The sequence below is a fragment of the Mesorhizobium sp. M4A.F.Ca.ET.022.05.2.1 genome, from assembly GCF_003998845.1.
Lineage (GTDB): Bacteria > Pseudomonadota > Alphaproteobacteria > Rhizobiales > Rhizobiaceae > Mesorhizobium.
Window position 1 is genome coordinate 1 of record NZ_RZOJ01000029.1, and the last position, 22785, is coordinate 22785.

At 64.0% G+C, this 22785-nt stretch carries 20 protein-coding genes, 2 pseudogenes and 1 riboswitch; of the genes and pseudogenes, 14 read left to right on the top strand and 8 right to left on the bottom strand.

The annotated features are described in order from the left end of the window. Nucleotides 1-82: 82 nt before the first annotated feature. The gene (locus EN745_RS05710; RefSeq protein ID WP_348627208.1) at nucleotides 83-949 is read left to right on the top strand and encodes a thermonuclease family protein; all 867 of its coding nucleotides are present in this window, start codon (nucleotides 83-85) and stop codon (nucleotides 947-949) included. On the opposite strand, the gene EN745_RS05715 is transcribed toward EN745_RS05710, so the two are convergent. Then, a complete protein-coding gene (locus EN745_RS05715) occupies nucleotides 912-2561 on the bottom strand; it encodes a lysine--tRNA ligase (protein WP_126056604.1) in 1650 nt (549 codons plus the stop codon). The genes EN745_RS05710 and EN745_RS05715 overlap by 38 nt on opposite strands. Nucleotides 2562-2717: 156 nt before the next feature. Between EN745_RS05715 and EN745_RS05720 the strand changes: the two genes are divergently transcribed. Further along, a complete protein-coding gene (locus EN745_RS05720) occupies nucleotides 2718-3128 on the top strand; it encodes a tellurite resistance TerB family protein (RefSeq protein WP_126056603.1) in 411 nt (136 codons plus the stop codon). A gap of 152 nt (nucleotides 3129-3280) precedes the next feature. On the opposite strand, the gene EN745_RS05725 is transcribed toward EN745_RS05720, so the two are convergent. Continuing rightward, nucleotides 3281-4096, bottom strand: coding sequence for a transporter substrate-binding domain-containing protein (locus tag EN745_RS05725; RefSeq protein WP_126059248.1), 816 nt, complete (start codon nucleotides 4094-4096; stop codon nucleotides 3281-3283). Between the two features lie 291 nt (nucleotides 4097-4387). Between EN745_RS05725 and EN745_RS05730 the strand changes: the two genes are divergently transcribed. The 3 genes from EN745_RS05730 (at nucleotide 4388) to EN745_RS05740 (ending at nucleotide 6618) form a co-directional block, all read left to right on the top strand. Continuing rightward, nucleotides 4388-5119, top strand: coding sequence for a LuxR family transcriptional regulator (locus EN745_RS05730; protein WP_126056602.1), 732 nt, complete (start codon nucleotides 4388-4390; stop codon nucleotides 5117-5119). A gap of 98 nt (nucleotides 5120-5217) precedes the next feature. After that, nucleotides 5218-5856: an acyl-homoserine-lactone synthase gene (locus EN745_RS05735; RefSeq protein ID WP_126056601.1), complete on the top strand. Its 639-nt coding sequence runs from the start codon at nucleotides 5218-5220 to the stop codon at nucleotides 5854-5856. A 12-nt stretch (nucleotides 5857-5868) separates the two neighbouring features. Beyond that, nucleotides 5869-6618: an enoyl-CoA hydratase-related protein gene (locus tag EN745_RS05740; protein WP_126056600.1), complete on the top strand. Its 750-nt coding sequence runs from the start codon at nucleotides 5869-5871 to the stop codon at nucleotides 6616-6618. A 148-nt stretch (nucleotides 6619-6766) separates the two neighbouring features. On the opposite strand, the gene ppk2 is transcribed toward EN745_RS05740, so the two are convergent. Continuing rightward, a complete protein-coding gene (ppk2, locus tag EN745_RS05745) occupies nucleotides 6767-7672 on the bottom strand; it encodes a polyphosphate kinase 2 (protein WP_127405937.1) in 906 nt (301 codons plus the stop codon). 160 nt (nucleotides 7673-7832) lie between these two features. Here ppk2 and EN745_RS05750 point away from each other — a divergent pair, with 160 nt between their 5' ends. The 3 genes and pseudogenes from EN745_RS05750 (at nucleotide 7833) to EN745_RS05760 (ending at nucleotide 10987) form a co-directional block, all read left to right on the top strand. After that, nucleotides 7833-9098 (top strand): ATP-binding protein, encoded by a 1266-nt coding sequence (locus EN745_RS05750; protein ID WP_127405936.1) that lies wholly within the window; start codon nucleotides 7833-7835, stop codon nucleotides 9096-9098. Nucleotides 9099-9209: 111 nt separating this feature from the next. After that, nucleotides 9210-9935, top strand: coding sequence for a phosphate signaling complex protein PhoU (phoU, locus tag EN745_RS05755; protein ID WP_126056597.1), 726 nt, complete (start codon nucleotides 9210-9212; stop codon nucleotides 9933-9935). A 91-nt stretch (nucleotides 9936-10026) separates the two neighbouring features. Further along, nucleotides 10027-10987, top strand: a pseudogene (locus EN745_RS05760) (magnesium and cobalt transport protein CorA). Between the two features lie 105 nt (nucleotides 10988-11092). Here EN745_RS05760 and EN745_RS05765 read toward each other — a convergent pair. Further along, on the bottom strand, nucleotides 11093-11611 hold the full coding sequence (locus tag EN745_RS05765; RefSeq protein ID WP_126056595.1) for a GcrA family cell cycle regulator: 519 nt from the start codon (nucleotides 11609-11611) through the stop codon (nucleotides 11093-11095). Between the two features lie 356 nt (nucleotides 11612-11967). Here EN745_RS05765 and EN745_RS05770 point away from each other — a divergent pair, with 356 nt between their 5' ends. The 3 genes from EN745_RS05770 (at nucleotide 11968) to EN745_RS05780 (ending at nucleotide 15206) form a co-directional block, all read left to right on the top strand. After that, nucleotides 11968-13167, top strand: a complete 1200-nt coding sequence (locus EN745_RS05770; RefSeq protein ID WP_127406542.1) for an aspartate aminotransferase family protein — start codon at nucleotides 11968-11970, stop codon at nucleotides 13165-13167. A 17-nt stretch (nucleotides 13168-13184) separates the two neighbouring features. Continuing rightward, nucleotides 13185-14096, top strand: coding sequence for an ornithine carbamoyltransferase (gene argF / locus EN745_RS05775; protein WP_127420750.1), 912 nt, complete (start codon nucleotides 13185-13187; stop codon nucleotides 14094-14096). 78 nt (nucleotides 14097-14174) lie between these two features. Continuing rightward, a complete protein-coding gene (locus EN745_RS05780) occupies nucleotides 14175-15206 on the top strand; it encodes an Hsp33 family molecular chaperone (protein WP_127420751.1) in 1032 nt (343 codons plus the stop codon). 29 nt (nucleotides 15207-15235) lie between these two features. Here EN745_RS05780 and EN745_RS05785 read toward each other — a convergent pair whose 3' ends face one another. Both EN745_RS05785 and apaG read right to left on the bottom strand, forming a co-directional pair. Continuing rightward, the gene (locus EN745_RS05785; protein ID WP_127420752.1) at nucleotides 15236-16129 is read right to left on the bottom strand and encodes an alpha/beta hydrolase; all 894 of its coding nucleotides are present in this window, start codon (nucleotides 16127-16129) and stop codon (nucleotides 15236-15238) included. A 103-nt stretch (nucleotides 16130-16232) separates the two neighbouring features. After that, entirely contained in the window at nucleotides 16233-16625 is a 393-nt protein-coding gene (gene apaG, locus EN745_RS05790; protein ID WP_126056590.1) for a Co2+/Mg2+ efflux protein ApaG, read from the bottom strand. Between the two features lie 225 nt (nucleotides 16626-16850). Between apaG and EN745_RS05795 the strand changes: the two are divergent. Continuing rightward, a pseudogene (locus EN745_RS05795) lies at nucleotides 16851-17974 on the top strand (ceramide glucosyltransferase). A gap of 22 nt (nucleotides 17975-17996) precedes the next feature. Here the strand turns inward: EN745_RS05795 and EN745_RS05800 are convergent. Beyond that, complete coding sequence (locus EN745_RS05800; protein WP_126056589.1) at nucleotides 17997-19184, bottom strand: O-succinylhomoserine sulfhydrylase; 1188 nt, start codon at nucleotides 19182-19184, stop codon at nucleotides 17997-17999. Nucleotides 19185-19242: 58 nt separating this feature from the next. Further along, a riboswitch (SAM riboswitch) is annotated at nucleotides 19243-19320 on the bottom strand. Between the two features lie 82 nt (nucleotides 19321-19402). On the opposite strand from EN745_RS05800, the gene EN745_RS05805 reads away from it, so the two are divergent. Both EN745_RS05805 and EN745_RS05810 read left to right on the top strand, forming a co-directional pair. Further along, the gene (locus EN745_RS05805; protein WP_127420753.1) at nucleotides 19403-20497 is read left to right on the top strand and encodes a 2'-deoxycytidine 5'-triphosphate deaminase; all 1095 of its coding nucleotides are present in this window, start codon (nucleotides 19403-19405) and stop codon (nucleotides 20495-20497) included. 97 nt (nucleotides 20498-20594) lie between these two features. Continuing rightward, nucleotides 20595-21368, top strand: a complete 774-nt coding sequence (locus EN745_RS05810) for an ABC transporter substrate-binding protein (RefSeq protein WP_126056587.1) — start codon at nucleotides 20595-20597, stop codon at nucleotides 21366-21368. A gap of 172 nt (nucleotides 21369-21540) precedes the next feature. Here the strand turns inward: EN745_RS05810 and araD1 are convergent, their stop codons facing one another. Next, nucleotides 21541-22530 carry an AraD1 family protein gene (araD1, locus tag EN745_RS05815; RefSeq protein ID WP_127420754.1) on the bottom strand — a complete coding sequence of 330 codons (990 nt, stop codon included), beginning with the start codon at nucleotides 22528-22530 and terminating at the stop codon, nucleotides 21541-21543. Nucleotides 22531-22785 lie beyond the last annotated feature (255 nt).

Genomic DNA, 22785 nt, shown 5'->3' on the forward strand with positions numbered 1-22785 from the left:
CCTCAATCCTGATCATCCTGATCGGGACATCCCGATGCGCGACATCGAATGGGTGGCGCGTATCGTCTGGGCAAGCCAGTAAGTGCGGCTGCTCCGTCTTGCCGTGGCTGTTGCGGCTGTACCAGCGATGGCGTCGCTCGTCGTCACCGGAGGCCGCGCGCTGAACGGCGGTGAAAGCATCGTCACGCTGGACCGCATTGATCCGGTGGCCGAAACCACCGCCGAGCAGGGCGCCGACATGCCGCCCGAAGCGCCGGCCACGGCAGCCCTTCCGCCACCGCAGCCGGTGAAACCTCCCGCCCATTCCAGGACGATCGATCCCGAGGTCGTGGCGCCACCTCAACTCCCTTCCGGGGAGCTTGAGCGTGTCGAGCCGCGCGCGCCGCTGAGCGACCTGGCGCTGGCAGGCCCGCCCAAGCCGCCCAGGTGGAAAATGCCCGGCGACTGGAACGGGACCAAGCTGTTCCAGCCGGTGGCCGCCGCCGCCGGGCTGATCGAGGCGAAGGGCTATTCGGTCGCGATTTCCGGCGTCGACATCGTGAGGCAGGACGAGACCTGCAGCGTCGACGGCAAATCCTGGGCCTGCGGCGCGCGCGCCAGGACGGCATTCCGCGCCTTCCTGCGCGGCCGGGCGATAGCCTGCATCGTGCCGCCGGAAGGCGGCGGCCGCGACCTCATCTCCGCCGAATGCCGTGTCGGTAATCAGGATATTGGCCAGTGGCTGGTCGAGAGCGGCTGGGCGCGCGCCGCCACGGGTGGCCCCTTTGTCGAGGCCGGCGACAAGGCACGCTCGGAGAAGAAAGGCATTTTCGGGCACGCCCCGAACCTTGGCGGCCTGCCGTCGCTGCCGGAAGCGACGGCTCCCGCGCCCGCCGCGCCAGATTCGATCTTGCCGGCGGAAGATGGCGTCCTTACGCCGCTAGCTGACCAGCCAGCGCCCGCTCAATGAGCGCCCGCGTCTCGGCGATGCCGTAGAGCGCGGCGAAGGAGCCGAAACGCGGTCCGCGCTCCTGCCCGATCAGCACCTGGTAGATCATCTGGAAGAAGGCGACGGAAACACCCGGCCCGCCTTCGGGACTCTGCTTGGAATGATCCTGATAGCGCTCGATCCGGCGCGCCACGTTGAGCGCCGCGTTCTGGATCGCCTCGCCGTCGGCGCCCTGCGGCAGCGCGCCGAGCGCGTCGGAAAGCTTCGCCAGTGCATCGCGCTCTACCTCGTCGGCGGCGCGGAAAACCTTGGTCGGTTTCACGAAATCGTCGAAGTAGCGGATCGCGTAGCCCGTCAACCGATCAAGCTCAGGATGCGTCGCCGGCGTCACGCCCGGCGCGTGTCGAGAGATGAAGCCCCACAGCACTGCCTTGTCATGCGCGTTCGAGGCGCTGACCAGGTTGAGCAGCAGCGCGAACGGCACCGGCAGGTCGATGGCCGGCGGGTTGCCGTCATGCATGTGCCAGACCGGATTACCGAGCCGCTCCTTCCAGTCCTGCCGGGAGTAGGCGCCGAGGAAGCTGTAATATTCGTCGACTGCCTTCGGGATGACGTCGAAATAGAGCTTCTTGGCCTGCCGCGGCCGCTGGTACATGTATAGCCCGAGGCTCTCGGTCGGAGCATAAGTCAGCCATTCGTCGATGGTCAGTCCGTTGCCCTTCGACTTCGAGATCTTCTGGCCGTTCTCGTCGAGGAACAACTCGTAGACGAAATGCTCCGGCGCGCGTCCGCCGAGGATGTTGCAGATGCGGTCGTAGATCACCGCATTGGTCTGGTGATCCTTGCCGAACATCTCGAAATCGACGCCGAGCGCGGCCCAGCGCATGCCGAAATCCGGCTTCCACTGCAGCTTGACCTTGCCGCCCCTGATCGAGAGCGTGGTCTCGGTGCCTTCGTCATCGAAGGTGACGGTGCCGGCTTTTGCGTCGACATGCTTCATCGGCACATAGAGCACGCGGCCGCTCTTCGGCGAGATCGGCAGGAACGGGCTATAGGTCGCCTGGCGCTCTTCGCCCAGCGTCGGCAGCATCACCGCCATGATCTCGTCATAGCGCTCGGCGGCGCGCAGCAGCACCTCGTCGAAGCGGCCTGACTTGTAGTACTGCGTCGCGCTGGCGAACTCGTAGTCGAAGCCGAACGTGTCGAGGAAGCGGCACAGCATTGCGTTGTTGTGGTCGGCGAAGCTGGCATAGTCGCCCCCGAACGGGTTGGGCACCGACGTAAGCGGCATGTGCAGGTACGGCCCCAGCGCGTCGCGATCCGGCACGTTGTCGGGGATCTTGCGCATGCCGTCCATGTCGTCGGAGAAGCAGAGCAGCTTGGTCTTGACCTTGTCTTCGGTCAGCACCCGGAAGGCATGCCGCACCATGGTCGTGCGCGCCACCTCGCCGAACGTGCCGATATGCGGCAGGCCGGACGGGCCGTAGCCGGTTTCGAACAGCACCGTCTCGGGAAAGTCGGCGTCCTTGTAGCGCGCGATGATCTTTTTGGCTTCCTCGAACGGCCAGGCCTTGCTTTCGGCAGCCGCCGCCAGCATCTCGGGATTGAGATCGATGGTGTTTGATCCCGTCATATCACTGCTTCCACGTCATGTGCCGGCCTTCGCGGCAAGTAGGTTTTCAACCGGTCTCTAGGCGTCACTAGCCGGAGCGTCAACGATTTGCGGTGGTTTTCCTTGCGGCGCCCACGTGGCGACCCTACCTTCGGGCCTATCATCATGGAGTTTTGAATGCCTTTGACGCCACACGAAGCCCTGATCTACCTCATGGTCATCACTTCGGCTTCCGACCGCGACATGACCGATGTCGAGCTTGCACGCATCGGCGACGTCGTCCGTTCATGGCCGGTGTTTGTGGATTTCAACCAGGACAGGCTGGTGGCGGTTGCCCAGGCCTGCCAGAAGGCTTTGCACGACGAGGACGGGCTGGAAGGCGTGCTCGAACTCGTTGCAGGGGCGCTGCCGGAGCGGCTGCGCGACACCGCCTATGCCGCCGCTTTCGAGGTCGCCGCCGTTGATCTCGAAATGCGCATGGAGGAGGTGCGAGTGCTGCAGCTCATCCGCCTCAAGCTCGATCTCGACACGCTGACTGTCGCGGCCATCGCCCGCGCGGCCAAGGCGCGCCTGCGCACACTCACCTAGGCTTTGTTGATATTCAGGTGAGGCCGGCCTGCAAATGGCGGTTTCCTGCGCTTCCGGTGCTCACGTACTTTTAGTCCGCTCCGATTCTCGGAACCCACCACTTCGGCTCGTCCTGACCTGAATCTCAGCAAACCCTGGCCGTGCTGCAGTCCTCAGAAGAAGCTGACCGGAAAATAGCGCAGATAGAATTCGGCGAAGGTGCCCTTCACCGAAATCTCCTGCAGTGCATAGTCCATGGCCGCCGCCAGCGCCGGATCGCCGGCCCTCGTGGCGATCGCCATGCCCGAGCCCAGATATTCGGGCGCCAGGTACGGCCCGCCGGCGAAGCGGCAGCAGCCGGCCGCGTCGGTGCCGCCTAGCCAAAAGGCAAAGCGCATGCCGTCGCCGAAGGCGGCATCGATCTTGCCGGCCTTGAGGTCCCCGTAGAGCGTTTCCGGCGTGTCGAAGGGGACGACCTGGACGGTGCCGAAATAGTCGCGCAGCATCTTTTCATGCGCCGAGCCGGCAACGACGCCGACGCGCTTGCTGCGTAGCTTGTCGAGGATCGGTTCGGTAAAGGCCTTCGCCTTCGGCATGATGAAGCGCGCCGGAAACTGCAGGTACGATCGCGAGAAGGCGTATTTGGACCGCGTTTCAGCTGTCGCGGCGATGCCGGCGATGATCGCCTCGCCTTCGCCCTTCTGCAGCGCCTCGTCGAGCTCGCCCCAGGGCAGCGCCTGGATCTGGCACTTCTCGGCGATGCCGAGCTCGGCGCAGATCGCCCGTGCCAGGTCGACATGGAAACCGGACAGCCTGCCGCCGCCATCCAGGAAGTTGAACGGCGGGAAATCGGTGGTGGTGAGGAATCTGAGGCGCGGCAGCGCCGAGAGGTCCGGCTTCGGCAGCCGCTCCTTGGCGTCCCAGAGCACCGGCACCTGCGGCTCGGCGGCAAATGTCATGCCGGCAAAAGACTGCGCCGCCACCAGCATCGACAGGGCGATAACTATCCGCCGCAATGTCACAAGAAGACTCCGCCCAGTCATGTCTTTGGGCTTTTCGTACGAAAATCACGCCGGCACAATGGTTTTTGATTTCAACCTGTGAATTTAAGCGTATGGTTTAGGGAGTTTGCAAATAGCTCCGCGGTGCCGGCTGAAAGGGGGGCAATCGGCCGGTCACGAAAGCGGAGCAGCTTTGCAATCCGGGGTTGATGGCGAAGCGCGGGTCAGGCATCTACCATCGATCTCTGATGCGGAAGGCAACATGGGGTAGATGTTGCGATGGGTCATTTTGATCGCACACTGGAATACATCGATCAGCTGCAGCACGCCAACACGGCGGCCGCGGTTTGTGAAAGGCTGCTTGGCGTCACGTCGAACTTCGGCCTGACGGCGTTGATGGCTGGAACGGTTCCGCATCCGGGCACACCGCGCGGCCAGCAGAAGGACCACGTCCTGCTCTGCGACTGGCCGGGCGAGTGGCTGGAGCGCTATGTGGCGCGCAACTACGTCGATCACGATCCCGTCGTCAGTCACATGAAGCAGCTTCAGGCGCCGTTCCAGTGGCGGGAGGCTTCGGAAGGCATCCGCATCGACAAGAGCAGCGGCGAGGTGATGGGCGACGCCAGGGAGTTCAAGCTGCGCGACGGCCTGGCTTTTCCGCTGATCACGCTCGACGGCCAGATCGTCATGGTGTCGCTGGGCGGCGAGGCTGTTGAATTGTCCGAGTCGGAGTTCGGAATCGTGTCGCTGGTGGCGACCTATGCGATCGGCCGCGCCATGCAAATTCACACCATGGCCGCCAAGACCATCGATCATATTGAATTGACTCCGCGCGAACGCGAATGCCTGCAATGGGCCGCCGTCGGCAAGTCCGAATGGGAAATATCTCAAATTCTAGGCATCTCAGAACACACTTCCGAGAAACACCTTCTTAACGCCAAAAGCAAACTCGGTGCCGTCAACAGGGTGCAAGCCGTCGCGGAAGCGATTAGGCGCGGCTATATTAGCTAGGTCGGCCGTGCCGGCCTAGAAATTCTTGCCTACGCGATCGCGTAATTTTTTCGGGAATGCCCGGCCGTATCTTCCTTTTTGGACACAGGAGACGGCTAATGCTTTTTTCCCTAACAACCCAGGAATTGATGGAGCGCCCCGACCTTTGGGAAGCCGTCCACCGGTTGCGCTACAAGATCTTCGTCGAGGAGATGGGCTGGACCGATCTCGAACGCCCGGACGGCCTCGAGATCGACCAGTTCGACCATGACGAGGCGGTGCACCAGCTCGTCATCCGCAACGGCGAGCTTGCCGGCTATCAGCGGATGTTGCCGACGACCCGGGCCCATCTCCTGACCGAGGTGCTGCAGGATCTCTATGAAGGCACGCCGCCCTCGGGGCCTCGCATCTGGGAGCTGACGCGCTATGCCGTGGCGCCGGGCTTCCGCGATGGCAAGCGCGGCGTGTCGACGGTCGGCACCGAGCTGATCGCCGGCTTCGTCGAATGGGGACTCAAGCGCAACGTCAACCAGGTCATCATCGAGTTTGAGCCGATGTGGGTCCTGCGCGCGCTGCAACTGCATTTCCTGGCGACCCCGCTTGGCTACCAGCGTACCTACGGCAATCAACAGGTCGTGGCCACGCTGCTCACCTTCACCGAACACACATTGGACGTGGTGCGCGCGCGCCGCAATCATTTCGCCCCTGTGCTGGCCAGGGGCTATCCCGACAGGCTCGGCCTGCGGCAGGCATCGTGATTGGAGTTTGTTATGAGTATCCACCCGCAACCAGAATTACGCGGCCACACGCTGGTCGTCACTGTCTCCTCGCATGATGGCCGGCCGGTCCTGGACAGGCGCGCCTATGCCAGCCTGGCCAGGACCTTCCACGAAGCCGCCGTCAACGATGACGTGCGCGTCGTCGTGCTGCGCGGCCTGGCAGGCTGCTTCTGCCTTGGCGGCGATTTCTCCGAGTTCCTCGACGCCACCAAGCATCGAGAGCTGATCGCCGCCGTCACCGACATGTTCCGCACGCTGGCCACCTTTCCGAAACCGGTGCTCGCCTGCGTCGACGGCGATGCCGTCGGTGTCGGCTGCACCATCCTGTTCCACTGCGACATGGTCATCGCCTCGAGCGCAAGCACGTTCCGGGTGCCGTTTGTCGATTTCGGCCTGGTGCCGGACGCGGCAACCAGCATCCTGGCGCCGCAGAAGCTCGGCTATGCCGGGGCCTTCCGCTTCTTCTGCCTGGGCGACACCCTTCATGCCGAGGACGCCAAGGCGCTCGGGCTGGTCGGCGAGATCGTCGCCGACGGCAGCGCCGAGGACGCGGCCCTTCTCAGGGCAAGGCAGCTTGCCAAGAAGCCGGTCGCAGCCCTCCTGCAGACGCGCGGCCTGCTCAAGGGCGACACCAATGCGCTCTGCGACCGCATCGACCAGGAGATATCGCTGTTCCAGCAGGCGCTGCAGGACGACACCACCCTGAAGCGGCTGCAGCGCATCGCCCGGCTGGCGGCCTAGAGCATGATGCCGAAAAGTGTGACGCGGTTTTCGGACGACATCATGCTCTATCTCTTTGATTTAGAGCCGGATTCAGATTTCAGGTCGATTCGACCTGAAATCATCCGGCTCTAGGACCGCCAGCCCCGTATCGTCGGCGAAATGGGACCTACTTCTCCAGGAATGATGGCCCTTCGCCGATGATCTTCTTGTCTTCCTTGCCGACGATTTCGAGGTCGCGCCCGTCATAGGGCAGCGACGACAGGATGCGCCTGATCACAGCCAGCCGCGCCCGTCGCTTGTCGTTGGCCCGCACGACGATCCAGGGCGCGAACTCCTTGTGCGTGCGTTCGACCATGAGGTCGCGCGCCTTCGTGTAGTCGTCCCATTTGTTGATGCCTGCGACGTCGATCGGCGAGAACTTCCAGTTCTTCAGCGGGCTCCAGCGGCGGTCGTGGAAACGTTCGAGCTGGGTTTCACGGCCGATGTTCAGCCAGAATTTGAAGAAGTGGATGCCTTCGTTGCAGATCATCCGCTCGAAATGCGGCGTCTCGTCGAGGAATTTCTCGTGCTGCTCGGGCGTGCAGAAGCCCATCACCGGCTCGACCCCGCCGCGGTTGTACCAAGAACGGTCGAAGGTCACGAATTCACCCGATGTCGGGAAATGGGCGACATAGCGCTGGTAATACCACTGTCCGAGCTCGGTCGGCGTCGGCTTTGTCAGCGCCACATTGCGCGCGGTGCGCGGGTTCATGTACTGGCGCAGCACGAAGATCGTGCCGCCCTTGCCGGCGGCGTCACGGCCCTCGAACAGCGCCATCACCCGCTTGCCGGTCGCCTGCAGCCAGGCCTGCGCCTTGACCAGCTCGATCTGCAACTGCTCGAGCGTCGCGTCATATTCCTCGCTCTTCATCTTCTTGTCGTAGGGATAGCCGCCGGCGGTCAGCTTGTTGTCCTCGATCCAGTCGGGAAGCACCGGATTCTCGATGTCGAACTCCCGCTCCTTGCCGTCGACCGTGATTTTCAGCGGACCCTGTGCCGGTGCCGGGGCGGGACTTGCCTTGGCTTTTTTCATCGAGACGAACCTTTCCAGCTTGCGGACTCATGCTATTGGGAGCCTCAACGGCGCCGCGCCCCGGTTTGGATGCGCAAATGACGCTGTAGCACTCCAGGCCGGTCCAGCGGAAGTTTTCGCGACCGGCGACGGGGAAGAGGCATGGGGCGCGAGCGCGCGAATGGCTGAGCTGAACGCGGAGCAGAAGGGCACGGCGCAACCGGTGGCCGTCCGGCTGTGGGGGAGTCGCTGGCTGCTTGCCGCCGGCATCGTCGCGGTTTTCGCCGTCTATGGCCTTGCCGGCATTTCGGCCTATGTGCTCGTGGCGGCGACTGCCCTGCTGGTGGCGGCGGCGCTGTTGCCGTCGGGCGCCCCGCGCCGGTCAACTGAGGACGCAGCGGCAATAGAAGCAGGCGGCTTGCAGCGGCTTTCTGGCGAATACCTTGCGGCCGCTGTCGCCGATCCGCTGATCATCTTCGACCGCACCGCCACTATCGTCCACGCCAACGCCGCCGCTTTCGCCGCCTTTGGCGGCCTTGCGCCGGGCATGTCGCTGTCGCTGAAATTCCGCGCCCCCGAAATGCAGGCCTTGCTGGACAGCGTCCTGTCGGGGACCGTCGCATCCGACATGGTCGACTACACCGAGAAGCTGCCGGTCGAACGGGCCTATCGTGTCAGCGCATCCTCTGTCGGCCATGCCACCGACCTCTATGTGCTGGTGTTCAAGGACCAGAGCGAGGCGCGCCGGATCGACAGGATGCGCGCCGATTTCATCGCCAATGCCAGCCATGAGTTGCGCACGCCGCTTGCCTCGATCTCGGGCTTCATCGAGACGCTGCGCGGGCCGGCCCGCGGCGATCCGGCGGCGCGCGACCAGTTCCTGCAGATCATGCAGAACCAGACCGGCCGCATGGCCCGCCTGATCGACGATCTCCTGTCGCTGTCGCGGCTGGAGATGAAGCCCTACCTGAAGCCGGGAACCGAGGTCGATCTTCGCCAGACCATCGACAGCGTCATCGACTCGCTGGCGCCTCTTGCGCGTGAGAACAGCGTCGTCATCGAGCGCGACTTCGTCGACGGGCCGCTAGACGTGCCGGGCGACCGTGACGAGCTTTTCCAGGTCTTCGAGAACCTCCTGGAAAACGCCTGCAAGTACGGCCAGTCGGGCGGGCGTGTCACGGTGTCGATCGCCCGCGACGGGACCGGCCCCGAGCCGGGCATCGACGTCACCATCAGGGACTACGGCCCGGGCATCCCCGAAGAACACATTCCGCGCATCACCGAGCGCTTCTACCGCGTCGACGTCGAAAGCAGCCGCACCCAGAAGGGCACCGGCCTTGGCCTGTCGATCGTCAAGCACATACTGACGCGCCACAATGCCAGGCTGTCGATCAAGTCGGAAGTCGGCAAAGGCGCGGCGTTCTCGGTCCATTTGCCAGCGCGCTGAGTCAGTACTATTTGCTAACTGGCTGTTTCTTCTTTCTGTCATCCGGCTGGCGTATCAGCGGGAGATTGAGGAAGCGACTCGGTCAAAAAGACCCCGGGAAGGCATTCGTTCATGCAGTCCGTGCATATCATCAGTGCCTATGACGAAGAGCTGAAATACCTGTCGAAGCGCATCGCTGCGATGGGCGGCCATGCCGAGCGCATGGTCGAGCAGGCGATCACCGCCTTGGTCAATGCCGATCCCGGCCTCGCCCAGAAGGTCATCCGGGACGATCAGGCCCTCGACGAAGGGCAGCGCGAGATCGACGACAAGGCGATCGTCATCATCGCCAGACGCCAGCCAATGGCGACGGACCTGCGCGAGATCGTCGGCGCGATCCGCATCTCCGCCGACATCGAGCGCGTCGGCGACCTCGGCAAGAACGTCGCCAAGCGGGTGGCGGCCGTCATCGACGGACGCCAGCCGACCAGCCTGTACCGGGGCCTCGAGGCCCTGGCCGACCTGGCGCTGACGCAGCTGAAGGAAGTGCTCGACGTCTACGCCTCGCGCTCGGTGGAAAAGATCGGCTTCGTGCGCGATCGCGACGACCAGATCGACGCCATGTATACCTCGCTGTTTCGCGAGCTTTTGACCTACATGATGGAAGATCCGCGCAACATCACGCCCTGCACGCATCTTTTGTTCTGCGCCAAGAACATCGAGCGCATCGGTGACCACGCCACCAACATCGCCGAGACCATCTACTACATCGTCACCGGCGACCAGATGCCGGCCGAGCGGCCGAAGGGTGACAAGACGGACAAGATCGCTGTTCCCGGCACGCTGCCGGTGAAGTGAACGATGGCCTCTCGAACGCCGTGCTAATTTAGGCTAAGCTCCCGCGAACGTTCCTGAATCCTGATCAGTGGCCGTGCCTCAGGAGTTTGTTATGGAAAACGTTCGGAACCTCACTCCGGCCCCGCCGCCGACGTCCGGCATCATCGCGTCAAGCGTCTATACGGCCGGCCGCCGCATCGCCGACATTCCGATCGAGGAGGCCGGTGACTGGGCCAAGAAGCCTGACCATGTCGTCTGGATCGGACTTCTGGAGCCGGACCGCAATCTTTTGCTGCGCGTACAGGCGCAATTCCATCTGCACGATCTGGCGATCGAGGATGCCGAGCATCCGCACCAGCGGCCGAAGATCGAGCAATATGGCGATGCCCTGTTCATCGTCGCGCGCACCGCCCAGCTGATCGACGGCCGCGTCACCTTCGGCGAGACGCATTTGTTCGTCGGCGCCGGCTACATCGTCAGCGTCAGGCATGGACCGTCGACATCCTATGCCGCGGTCCGTCAGCATTGGGAAACCTGCCCGCATTCGCTCGCCAAGGGCGAGGACTTCGTCCTCTATGCCATTCTCGACTTCATCGTCGACAACTACATGCCGGTTCTGGAGCAGATCGAGGACGAGGTCGAGGCGATCGAGGACAAGGTCCTGCTCAGGCCGATGACCGGCTCCGACATCGAGCGGCTCTGTCGAGGTCTGCCGCCGGCTGACCAGCGCCGACCTGCCGCAGATCAATGCTTCGATGCATCCGCTGTTCCGCGACGTGACCGACCATATCCGCACGGTCCAGGAAAAGATCGACAGCCTGCGCGAGGTGCTGGCTTTCGCGTTCGAAGCCAGTCTTCTGGTCGGCCAGAGTCAGGAAACCGCGATCTCGAAAAAACTCGCCTCCTGGGCCGCCATCCTGGCGGTGCCGACGGCCTTCGCCGGCATCTACGGCATGAATTTCAACGACATGCCGGAACTGCATATGGAGTATGGCTACCCGACCGTGCTGGTTGCGATCGCGCTGATCTGCTCGTTCCTGTACTGGCGGTTCAGGAAGAATGGATGGCTGTGAAGGGAGAGCGAACAGCGAATAGAAAGTAGCGAATAGAGAACACCAAAAACGGCTTGCTCCCTGTCACAAGAAGCCAAGCCGTTCCTATTCGCTATTCGCTATTGCTCAGCGGCTTCTGCGCCGCTCCGCCGCCGGCTGGAACGCGACGCGAGAGTGGTATTTGCAGTACGGGCCGGTCTCGGCGGCGTCGTTGCCGCAGAAGTTGAAGTCTTCCGACAGCGGGTCGCCATTCGGCCATTTGCAGGTGCGCTCGGTCAGCTCGACCAGCTGCAGATGCCGCGAGATCGGTACGACGACGTTTTCCACCGGGCGGATATAGTGGCGCGCCACAGGCTCGGCGTCGAACTGAGCCTGGAGCGCGGTCGCGCCGATCGAGGTGGTGACATGGCGCGTGGCGGTCGCGGCGCGCGATACCGATTTCTGGATGGACGATCCCTGCACGGTTTTCTTCTGGCGAGCCGGGCTGGCCGTCGCGCGGCCGCGGCCCGACAGCTTCAGGCGATGCACCTTGCCGATGACCGCGTTGCGGCTGACGCCTCCCAGCTGTGCCGCAATCTGGCTGGCGCTCAGCCCTTCCGACCACAGTTTCCTGAGAAGTTCTACCCGCTCGTCAGTCCAGTTCATGAGACCGCGCTCCTGCTGAGGCGTGCGGCGATCGGAATCCCTTCCCGTCCCGGCTCCCGCCGGGCAGACAACACCACATATATCGGGTGATTAGGTCCGCCGCACGAAATCTAGTTATTTCTCAACTACAAATACCTCATGCGCTGACTCGGTGACAAGAGTCCCCGGGGCAACACGAATCGGTTTTTCCGGTTTTCCCCAACTTGCCGGCCGCTTATGAACCGGCGTCTCGTCAGGGGCATGCCGCGCGCCTATGCGCGACGTTTTCGTTGACTTCATGGCCGAAAAACACGATAAGCCGCAAAGGCCGCCGCTTTGGCGGCTTTTTTGATTTTCCGGTTCCGGAGACGCATATAATGAGCGGTTCGGCGCTTTACGAGACCTTTGCTCGCGCACCCCTGGCCTTCGACCACGGGGAGGGGACCTGGCTGGTCACCGACAAGGGCGAGCGATATCTCGATTTCGCCGGCGGCATCGCCGTCAATTCACTTGGCCACAGCCATCCGCATCTGGTTGCAGCGCTCACCGAGCAGGCGGCGAAGCTCTGGCATGTCTCCAACCTCTACGAGATTCCGGAGCAGCGCCGGCTCGGCGAACGGCTCGTCGAGGCGACCTTTGCCGACAAGGTGTTCTTCACCAATTCGGGCGCCGAGGCGCTGGAATGTGCCATCAAGACGGCGCGGCGCTACCATTTCGTCAAGGGACATCCCGAGCGTTTCCGCATCGTCACCTTCGAAGGCGCCTTCCACGGCCGCACGCTGGCGACGATCGCCGCCGGCGGCCAGTATAAATATCTGGAAGGCTTCGGCCCAAAGGTCGAAGGCTTCGACCAGGTCGGTTTCGACGACATCGACGCGGCTGAGAAGGCGATCACGCCGGAGACGGCCGCCATCTTGATCGAGCCGGTCCAGGGCGAGGGCGGCATCCGCCCGGTGCCGACGCAGTCGCTGAAGCGGTTGCGGCAGCTTTGCGACCAGCATGGCCTGCTTCTGATCTTCGACGAGGTCCAGTGCGGCATTGGCCGCACCGGCAAGCTGTTTGCGCATGAATGGTCCGCCGTCACCCCGGATCTGATGGCGATTGCCAAGGGCATCGGCGCCGGCTTCCCGCTGGGTGCGTGCCTTGCCACCGACGAGGCTGCGGTCGGCATGACCGCCGGCGTGCACGGCACCACCTTCGGCGGCAATCCGCTGGCGATGGCGGTTGGCAACGCCGTGCTCGACGTGGTGCTGGAGGAAGGTTTCCTCGAGGATGTCCAGCGCAAGGCACTGCTCCTGAAGCAGGGACTGGCCGGCGTGGCCGACGAGTTTCCCGAGGTCCTTGAAGGTATCAGGGGAACCGGCCTGATGCTCGGCCTCAAATGCGTGATGCCCAACACCAAGGTCAACATGGCGCTGCGCGACCAGCATCTGCTCGCGGTCCCGGCCGGCGACAACGTCATTCGCCTGCTGCCGCCGCTCACCGTCACCGACGCCGAGATCGGCGAGGCGCTCGACCGCATCCGCGCCGGCGCCCGGGGCCTGGCGGACGCCATCGCCGCGGCCGCCGCGAAGTAATTCCGGAACCATTGCCGATGTCCGTTCGCCATTTCACCGACCTCTCCGCCGTTTCCGAAGGCGATCTGCGCTTCATGCTTGACGACGCGGTGGTGCGAAAGGCCAGGCTCAAGGCCGGCGAGCGCACCAAGCCGCTCGAGGGCAAGGTGCTGGCGATGATCTTCGACAAGCCCTCGACCCGCACGCGCGTGTCCTTCGACGTCGGCATGCGCCAGCTTGGCGGCGAGACCATCATGCTGACCGGCACCGAGATGCAGCTCGGTCGTTCCGAGACCATCGCCGACACGGCCAAGGTGCTGTCGCGCTATGTCGACGCTATCATGATCCGCACCACCTCGCATGAGCGGCTGCTGGAGCTGACCGAGAACGCCACCGTTCCGGTTATCAACGGGCTGACCGACGACACCCATCCCTGCCAGCTGATGGCCGACATCATGACCTTCGAGGAGCATCGCGGTCCGGTGGCCGGCAAGACCTTCGCCTGGACCGGCGACGGCAACAATGTACTGCATTCGCTGCTCGAGGCCTCGGCGCGGTTTCGTTTCAACCTCAACGTCGCTGTGCCGGAAGGCAGCGAGCCGGATGAGAAGCACATCGACTGGTCGAAGGCCAATGGCGGCAGGCTGAATTTCACCCGCTCGGCCGAGGAAGCTGTCCACCAGGCAGACTGCATCGTCACCGACTGCTGGGTGTCGATGGGCCAGGAGCATCGCGCGCGCGGCCACAACGTTTTCCTGCCTTACCAGGTCAATGCGGCGCTGATGGCGAAGGCGAAGCCGGACGCGCTGTTCATGCACTGCCTGCCGGCGCATCGCGGCGAGGAGGTGACCGACGAGGTCATCGACGGGCCGCATTCGGTGGTGTTCGACGAGGCCGAGAACCGGCTGCACGCCCAGAAGGCGGTTTTGGCCTGGTGTCTGGGAGCTTGATCTCCGGAGGTGTGATGCCTATCTGCGGCGCATCACGCAAATCGAGCGCGTTTGGACGCATGCCCCCAGATGGGCGGTATGGCCGCGCCCCGGAGCTTTGTCATGTTGGAAACCCGTCAAGTGACTGAACATCACCCGCAACTCGGCGAATTCGGCTATGCCGGCGACGACCATGTCGTGCCGTTCGAGGTCGCCCCGCTCGACGTGCGCGGCCGCACCGTGCAGCTCGGGCCGATGCTCGACGCCATTCTTGCCCGCCACGATTATCCGGAACCGGTCGCCCGCCTGCTGGCGGAAGCCTGCGTGCTGACGGTGCTGCTCGGCACTTCGCTCAAGTTCGAAGGCAAGTTCATCCTGCAGACCCGAACCGACGGGCCGGTCGATATGCTGGTGGCGGATTTCTCCACCCCGCATGCGCTGCGCGGCTATGCGCGCTTCGATGCCGATCGGCTGCAGGTGCTGACCGCCGCCGGCGAGGTCTCGCAGCAGACGCTGCTCGGCAACGGCGTGCTGGCGCTGACCATCGACCAAGGCGTCCACACGCAGCGCTATCAGGGCATCGTCCAGCTCGACGGCTCCTCGCTGGAAGAGGCCGCGCGCACCTATTTCCGCCAGTCGGAGCAGATCCCGACCGACATCAGGCTGTCGGTGGCCAAGCTGGTGACGCCCGGTCCCCGAGGCGCCCGTGAGCAGTGGCGCGCCGGCGGTCTTCTGGCGCAATTCCTGCCGAAGGCGCCGGAACGCATGCGCGTGCCGGACATTTCCGGCGGCGATGGCGATCCGCGCGAGGCGGTGCATGATCCGGCCGACAATTCCTGGCAGGAGTTGCTGGCGCTGCTCGGCACCATCGAGCCGACCGAGCTGATCGATCCGACGGTCGGCGCCGAGCGGCTGCTCTACCGGCTGTTTCACGAGCACGGCGTACGCGTGTTCGGCGGCGTGCCGGTTGCCGACCAGTGCTCGTGCTCGCGCGAGAAGATCCGCGGCATCCTCGCGGGCTTCTCCGCCGAGGAGATCAAGGACAGCACCGAGGATGGCGGCATCCACGTCGCCTGCGAGTTCTGCTCGACGCAGTACGACTTCGATCCGACGGAGTTCGCCGCGCAGTAGGCTCGCCTTCTGACAAGCCGCACCGCAATCTATCCTCTCTCCCACCGGGGGAGAGGATACATAGCCTGCATTGTCGGGCGTCCTTTTTGACTGCGCTTGGCTGCCGCACCGATTTCAGCTTCTAATAAATCTTCGAGGTGCCTGCGGACCTCTGACGCTCGTTCGACTGGAGCCATATGGGTTTCTCCCGCGAGCAGTGTGAGCTTCGCTCCGCTGATTGCACTCGCGGTGGCTTCCATCATCCCGCCGAAAAACTGGTCCCTTTCACCGCCGAGGATCAAGGTCCTCGCCGAGATATCGCGGAGGCCTACGTCGGCCACATCGTTGTCGAGCATTGCCTCGAGATAGCGCCCAATCGTCCTTGGCGCTCCCATCCGGGCAATCAGGCTGCGTCCTTCGAACCTCAGTCGAAAACGCAAAAGAAGGTTCAGCCACGGCCGCCGAAACGCCGTTGTGAATTCCTCCAAAAGCGCGTGAAATTGTTCGGCTTTTGCGAATTGGATCTGTCTCTTGAGCCGCTCTTTTCCATCGGCCGAAAAGCCATGCGCACTCGCCAGCAGGACCAGCCTGCCTACCAGGTCTGGATAGCGTGCGGTCACCTGCGTTGCGACAACGCCGCCATAGGAAATACCCATCAACTTCGCTGGCTTCTTGAAGTCAGCGTCGATGATCTCCGCGATGTCTCTGGCCATGCCCTCGAGCGATAGATCGGCTTTGGGAGCGGGATCGTAGCCAATCAGCACAAAGCTCGTGCCGGGTGGAAGGATATGGATGAGCCGTCTGGCGTCCTTTTCCAGTCTGGATCGACAGGGTTTCATCATGAACCCCTGACCGCCGTTGATGATGAGAAGACTTTCCGGTCCTTGTCCAACTCTTGCGAACGGCAGCCTGCCCAGAAACAGCCCTGTCTCAATTTTGTTCATCAAGCCGCTGCCTGGCGCATGGCAGCCTCCCTTGATCAATGGGAAGCAAAGTTGCTTTGACGCTCGCACGCCGGTGTGCCGGCGCCAAGGGGGTAGGCGGCCACTAGTTCACCGTCCGTCGCGTGCCCGGCAGGTCGAGCGAGAAAGCAGGTATAGCGACGTCGAACGTCTCGCCCTGCTTGTTGCGCATCGTGTAGTGGCCGACCATGATGCCCGACGGCGTCGAAAGCGGGCAGCCGGAGGTGTACTGGTAACTGTCGCCGGGATTGAGCTCGGGTTGGTCGCCAACGACGCCGGCGCCGCGCACCTCCTCGACACGGCCGCTGCCGTCTGTGATATGCCAATAGCGCGACAGCAACTGCACGAACTCGTCCGACTGGTTGTCGATGGTCACGTGATAGCCCCAGACATAGCGATTCTCCGACGGATCGGAGCGATCCTCCAGATAGAACGGCCTGACCTGCACTTCGATCTTGCGCGTGACGGCGCGATACATGAGCTGCTCCAAACAGTTCGGGAACTTTCGGCTCGCTCCGCGATCAGGTCAACGATGCGTGATGCCCATCCCTTCCGTCCTTATGCGCACGTGCCGGCAAACAATGTCATTTAAGTGACACACGACAATGATGGTGTGCGCAGACCGTGCCGGGCGACTCATCGCTCTGTCGACCTGTTCAAGACGGCCATTCCCAGCCGGCTTTTCCGGAGTGACCAGACCTCGATGGAACTGATCGCCATAGCCGCCGCCCTGCTTTCGATAGCCTTGCTCCTCGCCAATCTCACCAGCATCCTGCTCGCGGCTTTGAGGCTGAAACCCCCGCGCGGCGCGGCGCCGCCCGCCGGCAGGACGGCGTCGAGCCGTTCACCGAGGAGACGCTCCAGCGCGCTTTCACGCTCGACTGGCCGCGTTACGAACTGATCTTCTGCGTCGCCCATGCCGACGATCCGGTGGCCAAGCTGATAAACCGGGCGATTGCCCGGTTTCCCAAGGTGCCCGCCCGGCTGCTGGTCGGCGACGACCGCGTCAGCGCCAATCCGAAGCTCAACAATTGCGTCAAGGGCTGGGAGGCGGCGCGCCATCACTGGGTGATCCTCGCCGATTCCAACGTGCTGATGCGGCACGACTATATTCAGCATCTGATGGCAGCCTGGCGGTCGGACACCGGCCTCGTCTGCTCGACGCCGATCGGCTCGCGGCCGGACGGCTTCTGGGCGGAGGTCGAATGCGCCTTCCTCAACACGCTGCAGGCGCGCTGGCAATATGCCGGCGAGGCGCTTGGCCTCGGCTTTGCCCAGGGCAAGAGCATGCTGTGGAACAAGCCCATGCTCGACGCCAATGGCGGCATCCGCGCGCTTGCCGCCGAGATCGCCGAGGACGCCGCGGCGACCAAGCTGGTCAACGGGCTCGGCCTTCGCGTCCATCTCGTTGCCTCGCCCTTCGAACAGCCGCTGGGCGAGCGCCGGCTCGGCGAGATCTGGTCGCGCCAGGCGCGCTGGGCGCGGCTGCGCCGCGTCACCTTCCCGCTGTTCTTCGCGCCGGAGATCATGACCGGCGCGGCGCTGCCGCTGCTGCTGGCGCTGTTTGCGGCGGCTCACGCGGGCATCAGCCTGCCGGCCACGGCGCTTTGCGTGCTGGCGCTCGCCTATCTGCCGGAATGCGCGCTCGCCTCGGCCAAGGGCTGGTACCTGTCGCCGCGCATCGTCGCCGCCATGATCGCGCGCGACGCGATGCTGCCGGCGATATGGGCGCGCGGTTGGCTGGGCGGCGCCGTCGACTGGCGCGGCAACGCCATGACCATCGGCACCAAGGTGGCCGAACTGGAAGAGACGCCCTCGAGTGCCTGACCGGGGCCTTCGCCCAGGTCCCCTATTTCGCCGCCTTCAGTGCCTGCTCGACATCGGCGAGCAGGTCGTCCGTGTCCTCCAGGCCGACCGAGAGCCGGAGCGTGCCCGGGCCGATGCCGAGCTCGGCGCGCGCTTCGTCGCTGAGGTTCTTGTGCGTGGTCGTCGCCGGGTGGGTGATCAGGCTCTTGGCGTCGCCGAGATTATTGGAGATCAGCACGATGTCGAGGGCGTTCTGGAAGGCGAAGGCCGCCTGCTTGCCGCCCTTGACGTCGAGGCAGATCAGCGTCGAGCCGCCCGACATCTGCTTCCTGACGATCTCGGCCTGCGGGTGGTCGGCCCGGCCCGGATAGATGACGCGGGCGATCTCCGGCCGTTCGGCGAGGAAGTCGGCGATCTTGCCGGCGCTTTCGGTCTGCTGGCGCACCCGCAGCGGCAGCGTCTCCAGGCCCTTCAGCAGCGTCCAGGCGTTGAACGGCGACAGGCTGGGGCCGGTATGGCGGAAATAGTCGTGCAGGTTCTCGTCGATCCACTTCTTGTCCGACAGGATGACGCCACCGAGGCAGCGCCCCTGGCCGTCGATGTGCTTGGTCGCCGAATAGACCACAATATGGGCACCGAGCTGCAAGGGCTTCTGCTGCAGGGGCGTGGCGAAGACATTGTCGACGATCAGTCTGGCGCCGATCGAATTGGCGAGTGCCGCGACGGCGGCGATATCGACCACTTCCAGCGTCGGGTTGGTCGGGCTTTCCAGGAAGAACAGCTTGGTGTTGGGCTTCACCGCCTTTTCCCAGTTGGCGATGTCGGTGCCGTCGACCAGCGTCGCCTCGATGCCGTATTTCGGCGCCAGCGTCTCGACCACCCAGCGGCAGGAGCCGAACAGCGCGCGCGCCGCCACGATATGGTCGCCGGCCCTGGCGCTGCACAGTAGTGCCGCCGTCACCGCGGCCATGCCGGAGGAGGTCGCGCGCGCGTCCTCCGCACCTTCCAGCGCGCACATGCGTTTTTCGAACATGTCGACCGTCGGGTTGGCGTAGCGCGAATAGATGAAGCCTGGTTCCTCGCCCTTGAAGCGGGCCTCCGCCGCCTGCGCCGTCTCATAGACATAGCCTTGGGTGAGGTACATCGCCTCGGCTGTCTCGCCGAAGCCGGAACGCAGCGTTCCGCCATGCACGAGTGCCGTCTGAGGCTTCCAGTCACGCTTCTTGGTCATCGCTCTACTTCCAGATACAAAAAAACCGGCCGCGAAAAGTCGCAACCGGTCCATACGGCCTTGCGGCCCGACGGTCCTTTAGCGACTTGTTTAACGTGGCTGCAAGCCGACCGGCCAAATCACCACGGGATAACGACCCTTTAGACCCGCACCGCGCTTGCGTCAATTGCCGGCTTCATTAAGAGGTTTGTACCAGCGGCCTTGGAGCGGAGCCAGCTTTGCGGCAGACAGGCATTCTTCCCGATCAGGACATTTCCGCGCTGTTCCAGTCCGGCGCGCTGAAGTCGCCGCGCGCCCTCGATGCCGACCAGGTCCAGCCGGCCAGCCTCGACCTCAGGCTGGGCGACAAGGCTTTCCGCGTGCGCGCCTCCTTCCTGCCCGGCCCCGATCATCTGGTGGCCGACAAGCTCGACCGGCTGAAGCTGCACGAGATCAATCTCGCTGACGGCGCTGTGCTGGAGACGGGCTGCGTCTACATCGTGCCGCTGCTGGAGAGCCTGGCATTGCCGGCGAATGTCTCTGCCTCGGCCAATCCGAAAAGCTCGACCGGGCGGCTCGACATCTTCACCCGGGTGATGACCGACCGCGGTCACGAGTTCGACAAGATCGCTGCCGGCTATGCCGGGCCGCTCTACCTCGAGGTCAGCCCGCGCACCTTCCCGATCGTGGTGCGTGCCGGATCCCGGCTGTCGCAAATCCGTTTCCGCACCGGCAATGCGCTGCTGTCGGAGAGCGAGTTGCGCGAGCTCCACCATGGCGAGATGCTGGTCGCCACCGAGCCGCCCAACATTTCCGGCGGCGGCATCGCGCTCTCGATCGATCTCGACGGCGACAAGGACGGGCTGGTCGGCTATCGCGGCAAGCACCATACCGGTCTCGTCGATGTCGACAAGCGGGCCGCGCAGGACGTCGTCGATTTCTGGGAGCCGCTCTACAAGAGCGGCGCCGGAGAATTGGTGCTCGATCCAGACGAATTCTACATCCTGGTCAGCCGCGAGGCGGTGCATGTGCCGCCGCTCTACGCCGCCGAGATGACGCCCTTCGATCCGCTGGTCGGCGAATTCCGCGTCCACTATGCCGGCTTCTTCGATCCGGGCTTCGGCCATTCGGCGGCCGGCGGCACCGGCAGCCGGGCGGTGCTCGAAGTGCGCAGCCACGAGGTGCCGTTCATCCTCGATCACGGCCAGATCGTCGGCCGTCTGGTTTACGAACACATGCTGGAGCGGCCACAGGCGCTTTACGGCACCGATCTCGGCTCGAACTACCAGGCGCAGGGCCTGAAGCTCTCCAAGCATTTCCGCGCCGCGCGCTGATCCATCGTCATCGTTAGACTCCGCTTGCCCGGCCCCACGCGGCATGCTTGGCTGTGCCCAGCCCGTCAAGGTGACGGAAATGAAGGGGAAGAAGACAATGCGGATTTCGAGATGGATCCTGTCGGCGGCCGCTGCCGCCATGCTGGCGCTCGGCGCCGGCGCCCTGTCGGCGCAGGCCGCGGAAAAGATCAAGATCGGCACCGAGGGCGCCTATCCGCCGTTCAACACCATCACGCCGGACGGCAAGGTCGAGGGCTTCGACATCGACATCGCCAACGCGCTGTGCGCGCAGATGAAGGTCGAATGCGAGATCGTCACCCAGGACTGGGACGGCATCATTCCGGCCCTCCAGGCCAAGAAATTCGACGCCATTATCGCGTCGATGAGCATCACCGAGGAGCGCAAGAAGCAGGTCGCCTTCACCCACAAATACTATACGACGCCGCTTGCGCTGGTCGCGCCGAAGGACAGCGAACTCACCTCGACCGAACCGGCCGCGCTCGCCGGCAAGACGGTGGGCGCCCAGGCCTCGACCACTCAGGCCGACTTCGCCCAGGACGTTTATGGTAAGGCCGGCGCCGAGGCCAAGCTCTATCCGACCCAGGAGGAGGCGATTACCGATCTCCAGAACGGCCGGCTCGACGCCGTCATTTCGGACAAGTTCGTGCTGGTGGACTGGCTGAAGAAGGCGAGCGACGGCTGCTGCAAGCTGGTCGGTGACGTCAAGGGCACCGAGACCGAAGCCGGCATCGCCGTGCGCCTGGACGACACTGCACTTCGCGACAAGCTCAACGCGGCAATAGACGCCATCGTCGCCGACGGCACCTACAAGAAGATCCAGGCGAAGTATTTCGACTTCGATATCTACTGAGGTTGTGCGCCCTCCGCCTTCTCCCCTTGTGGGAGAAGGTGGATCGGTGCGCAGCGCCGAGACGGATGAGGGGTAGGTGACGGATCACCCGTCTTTGCCAAGCTGGAGCACCCCTCATCCGACCTCGCTTCGCGAGGCCACCTTCTCCCACAAGGGGAGAAGGAGAATGCGCTCAAAGCGCCTTGACCGCCACCTTCACCGGCTTCTCGATCTCGAGCGGGTTGCGCAGCGGCAGGCCGAAATCCTTCGCCTCGATCTCGAAAGTGTCGCCCGCCTCGGTCTTGACGCCGTCAGCGAAGGACAGCGTCGCGGTGCCGAACATGTGGACATGCACGTCGCCCGGCTGGCGGAAGGCCGAGTATTTGAAGTGGTGATGCTCGAGATTGGCGATGGTATGCGACATGTTCGCCTCGCCCGACAGGAACGGCTTTTCCCAAAGCAGCTTGCCGTCGCGCCAGATGCGCGAGGAGCCCCTGATGTCGGCCGGCAGGTCGCCGATCAGGATCTCCGGCCCGAACGAGGCGTTGCGCAGCTTGGAGTGGGCGAGGAACAGGTAGTTCACCCGCTCCGTCACATGGTCCGAGAACTCGTTCGACAGGGTGAAGCCGACACGGAACGGCGCGCCGTCGTCGCCGATGACGTAGATGCCGGCGATCTCCGGCTCCTCGCCGGCGTCCTGCGCGAAAGCGGGCGACATCAGCGCCGCGCCCGGAGCCACCGCCATCGTGCCGTTGCCCTTGTAGAACCACTCCGGCTGCACGCCGACCTGGCCCTTTGGAGGCTTGCCTCCTTCCAGCCCCATGCGAAACATCTTCATGGAATCGGTGAGTTGCTCCTCGCCGTCACTGAGCTTCTTGTGCATGGAATCGCGCGTCGCGGCGGAGCCGAGATGCGTAAGTCCCGTACCGGTGAGATGCAGATGCGCCGGATCCGGATGGTTGATCGGCGAGACCAGCCGTCCTTTCTTGTAAACGGCATCGAGATCGATGGTTTCGCCGAAACCCTTGCGCTCGATCAGCGCCACGAGGCCGGTGCCGGTGCGCGCCGCCTCCATCGCCAGCGAATAGACGCTGCGGGCGCCGTTGATGATCCGCGTCTTGCCGCCGTTGCGGGCGACGACGCGGATCGTCTCGGCGTCGTCGAGGATCTGGGAGATCAGCATGATGAACCCTCTCTCTTTTGCCTTGGCCCGGCCGCCGATGGGCAAACCCTGACCGTCGCGGCCCGGAACAGTTCCGCGCCACGGTTGAAACTCTTCGTCCGGATTGCGCTCGCGAGCCTGGTCCCTCCGGGGACTTCTTGGCGCCGGCGGGTTGCCGGCAGCTTCGCGATCTGGACCCGTATGCCTCCTGCCTTCCTCGGCTGGTGCGGTTCAGCTTCGAGCAGCCGACCGCTCCCAATATATTGTCTCTGCGCA

Bases quoted from the DNA above. Each gene is read 5' to 3' on its own strand.
- EN745_RS05715 (WP_126056604.1), bottom strand. From the start codon at position 2,561: ATGACGGGATCAAACACCATCGATCTCAATCCCGAGATGCTGGCGGCG.
- argF (WP_127420750.1), top strand. From the start codon at position 13,185: ATGTCCGTTCGCCATTTCACCGACCTCTCCGCCGTTTCCGAAGGCGAT.
- apaG (WP_126056590.1), bottom strand. From the start codon at position 16,625: ATGTATCGCGCCGTCACGCGCAAGATCGAAGTGCAGGTCAGGCCGTTC.
- EN745_RS05765 (WP_126056595.1), bottom strand. From the start codon at position 11,611: ATGAACTGGACTGACGAGCGGGTAGAACTTCTCAGGAAACTGTGGTCG.
- EN745_RS05740 (WP_126056600.1), top strand. From the start codon at position 5,869: ATGAGTATCCACCCGCAACCAGAATTACGCGGCCACACGCTGGTCGTC.
- EN745_RS05730 (WP_126056602.1), top strand. From the start codon at position 4,388: ATGGGTCATTTTGATCGCACACTGGAATACATCGATCAGCTGCAGCAC.
- EN745_RS05785 (WP_127420752.1), bottom strand. From the start codon at position 16,129: ATGAACAAAATTGAGACAGGGCTGTTTCTGGGCAGGCTGCCGTTCGCA.
- phoU (WP_126056597.1), top strand. From the start codon at position 9,210: ATGCAGTCCGTGCATATCATCAGTGCCTATGACGAAGAGCTGAAATAC.
- EN745_RS05800 (WP_126056589.1), bottom strand. From the start codon at position 19,184: ATGACCAAGAAGCGTGACTGGAAGCCTCAGACGGCACTCGTGCATGGC.
- EN745_RS05720 (WP_126056603.1), top strand. From the start codon at position 2,718: ATGCCTTTGACGCCACACGAAGCCCTGATCTACCTCATGGTCATCACT.
- EN745_RS05780 (WP_127420751.1), top strand. From the start codon at position 14,175: ATGGCCGCGCCCCGGAGCTTTGTCATGTTGGAAACCCGTCAAGTGACT.
- EN745_RS05735 (WP_126056601.1), top strand. From the start codon at position 5,218: ATGCTTTTTTCCCTAACAACCCAGGAATTGATGGAGCGCCCCGACCTT.
- EN745_RS05810 (WP_126056587.1), top strand. From the start codon at position 20,595: ATGCGGATTTCGAGATGGATCCTGTCGGCGGCCGCTGCCGCCATGCTG.
- EN745_RS05750 (WP_127405936.1), top strand. From the start codon at position 7,833: ATGGCTGAGCTGAACGCGGAGCAGAAGGGCACGGCGCAACCGGTGGCC.
- EN745_RS05725 (WP_126059248.1), bottom strand. From the start codon at position 4,096: ATGCTGGTGGCGGCGCAGTCTTTTGCCGGCATGACATTTGCCGCCGAG.
- araD1 (WP_127420754.1), bottom strand. From the start codon at position 22,530: ATGCTGATCTCCCAGATCCTCGACGACGCCGAGACGATCCGCGTCGTC.
- EN745_RS05770 (WP_127406542.1), top strand. From the start codon at position 11,968: ATGAGCGGTTCGGCGCTTTACGAGACCTTTGCTCGCGCACCCCTGGCC.
- ppk2 (WP_127405937.1), bottom strand. From the start codon at position 7,672: ATGAAAAAAGCCAAGGCAAGTCCCGCCCCGGCACCGGCACAGGGTCCG.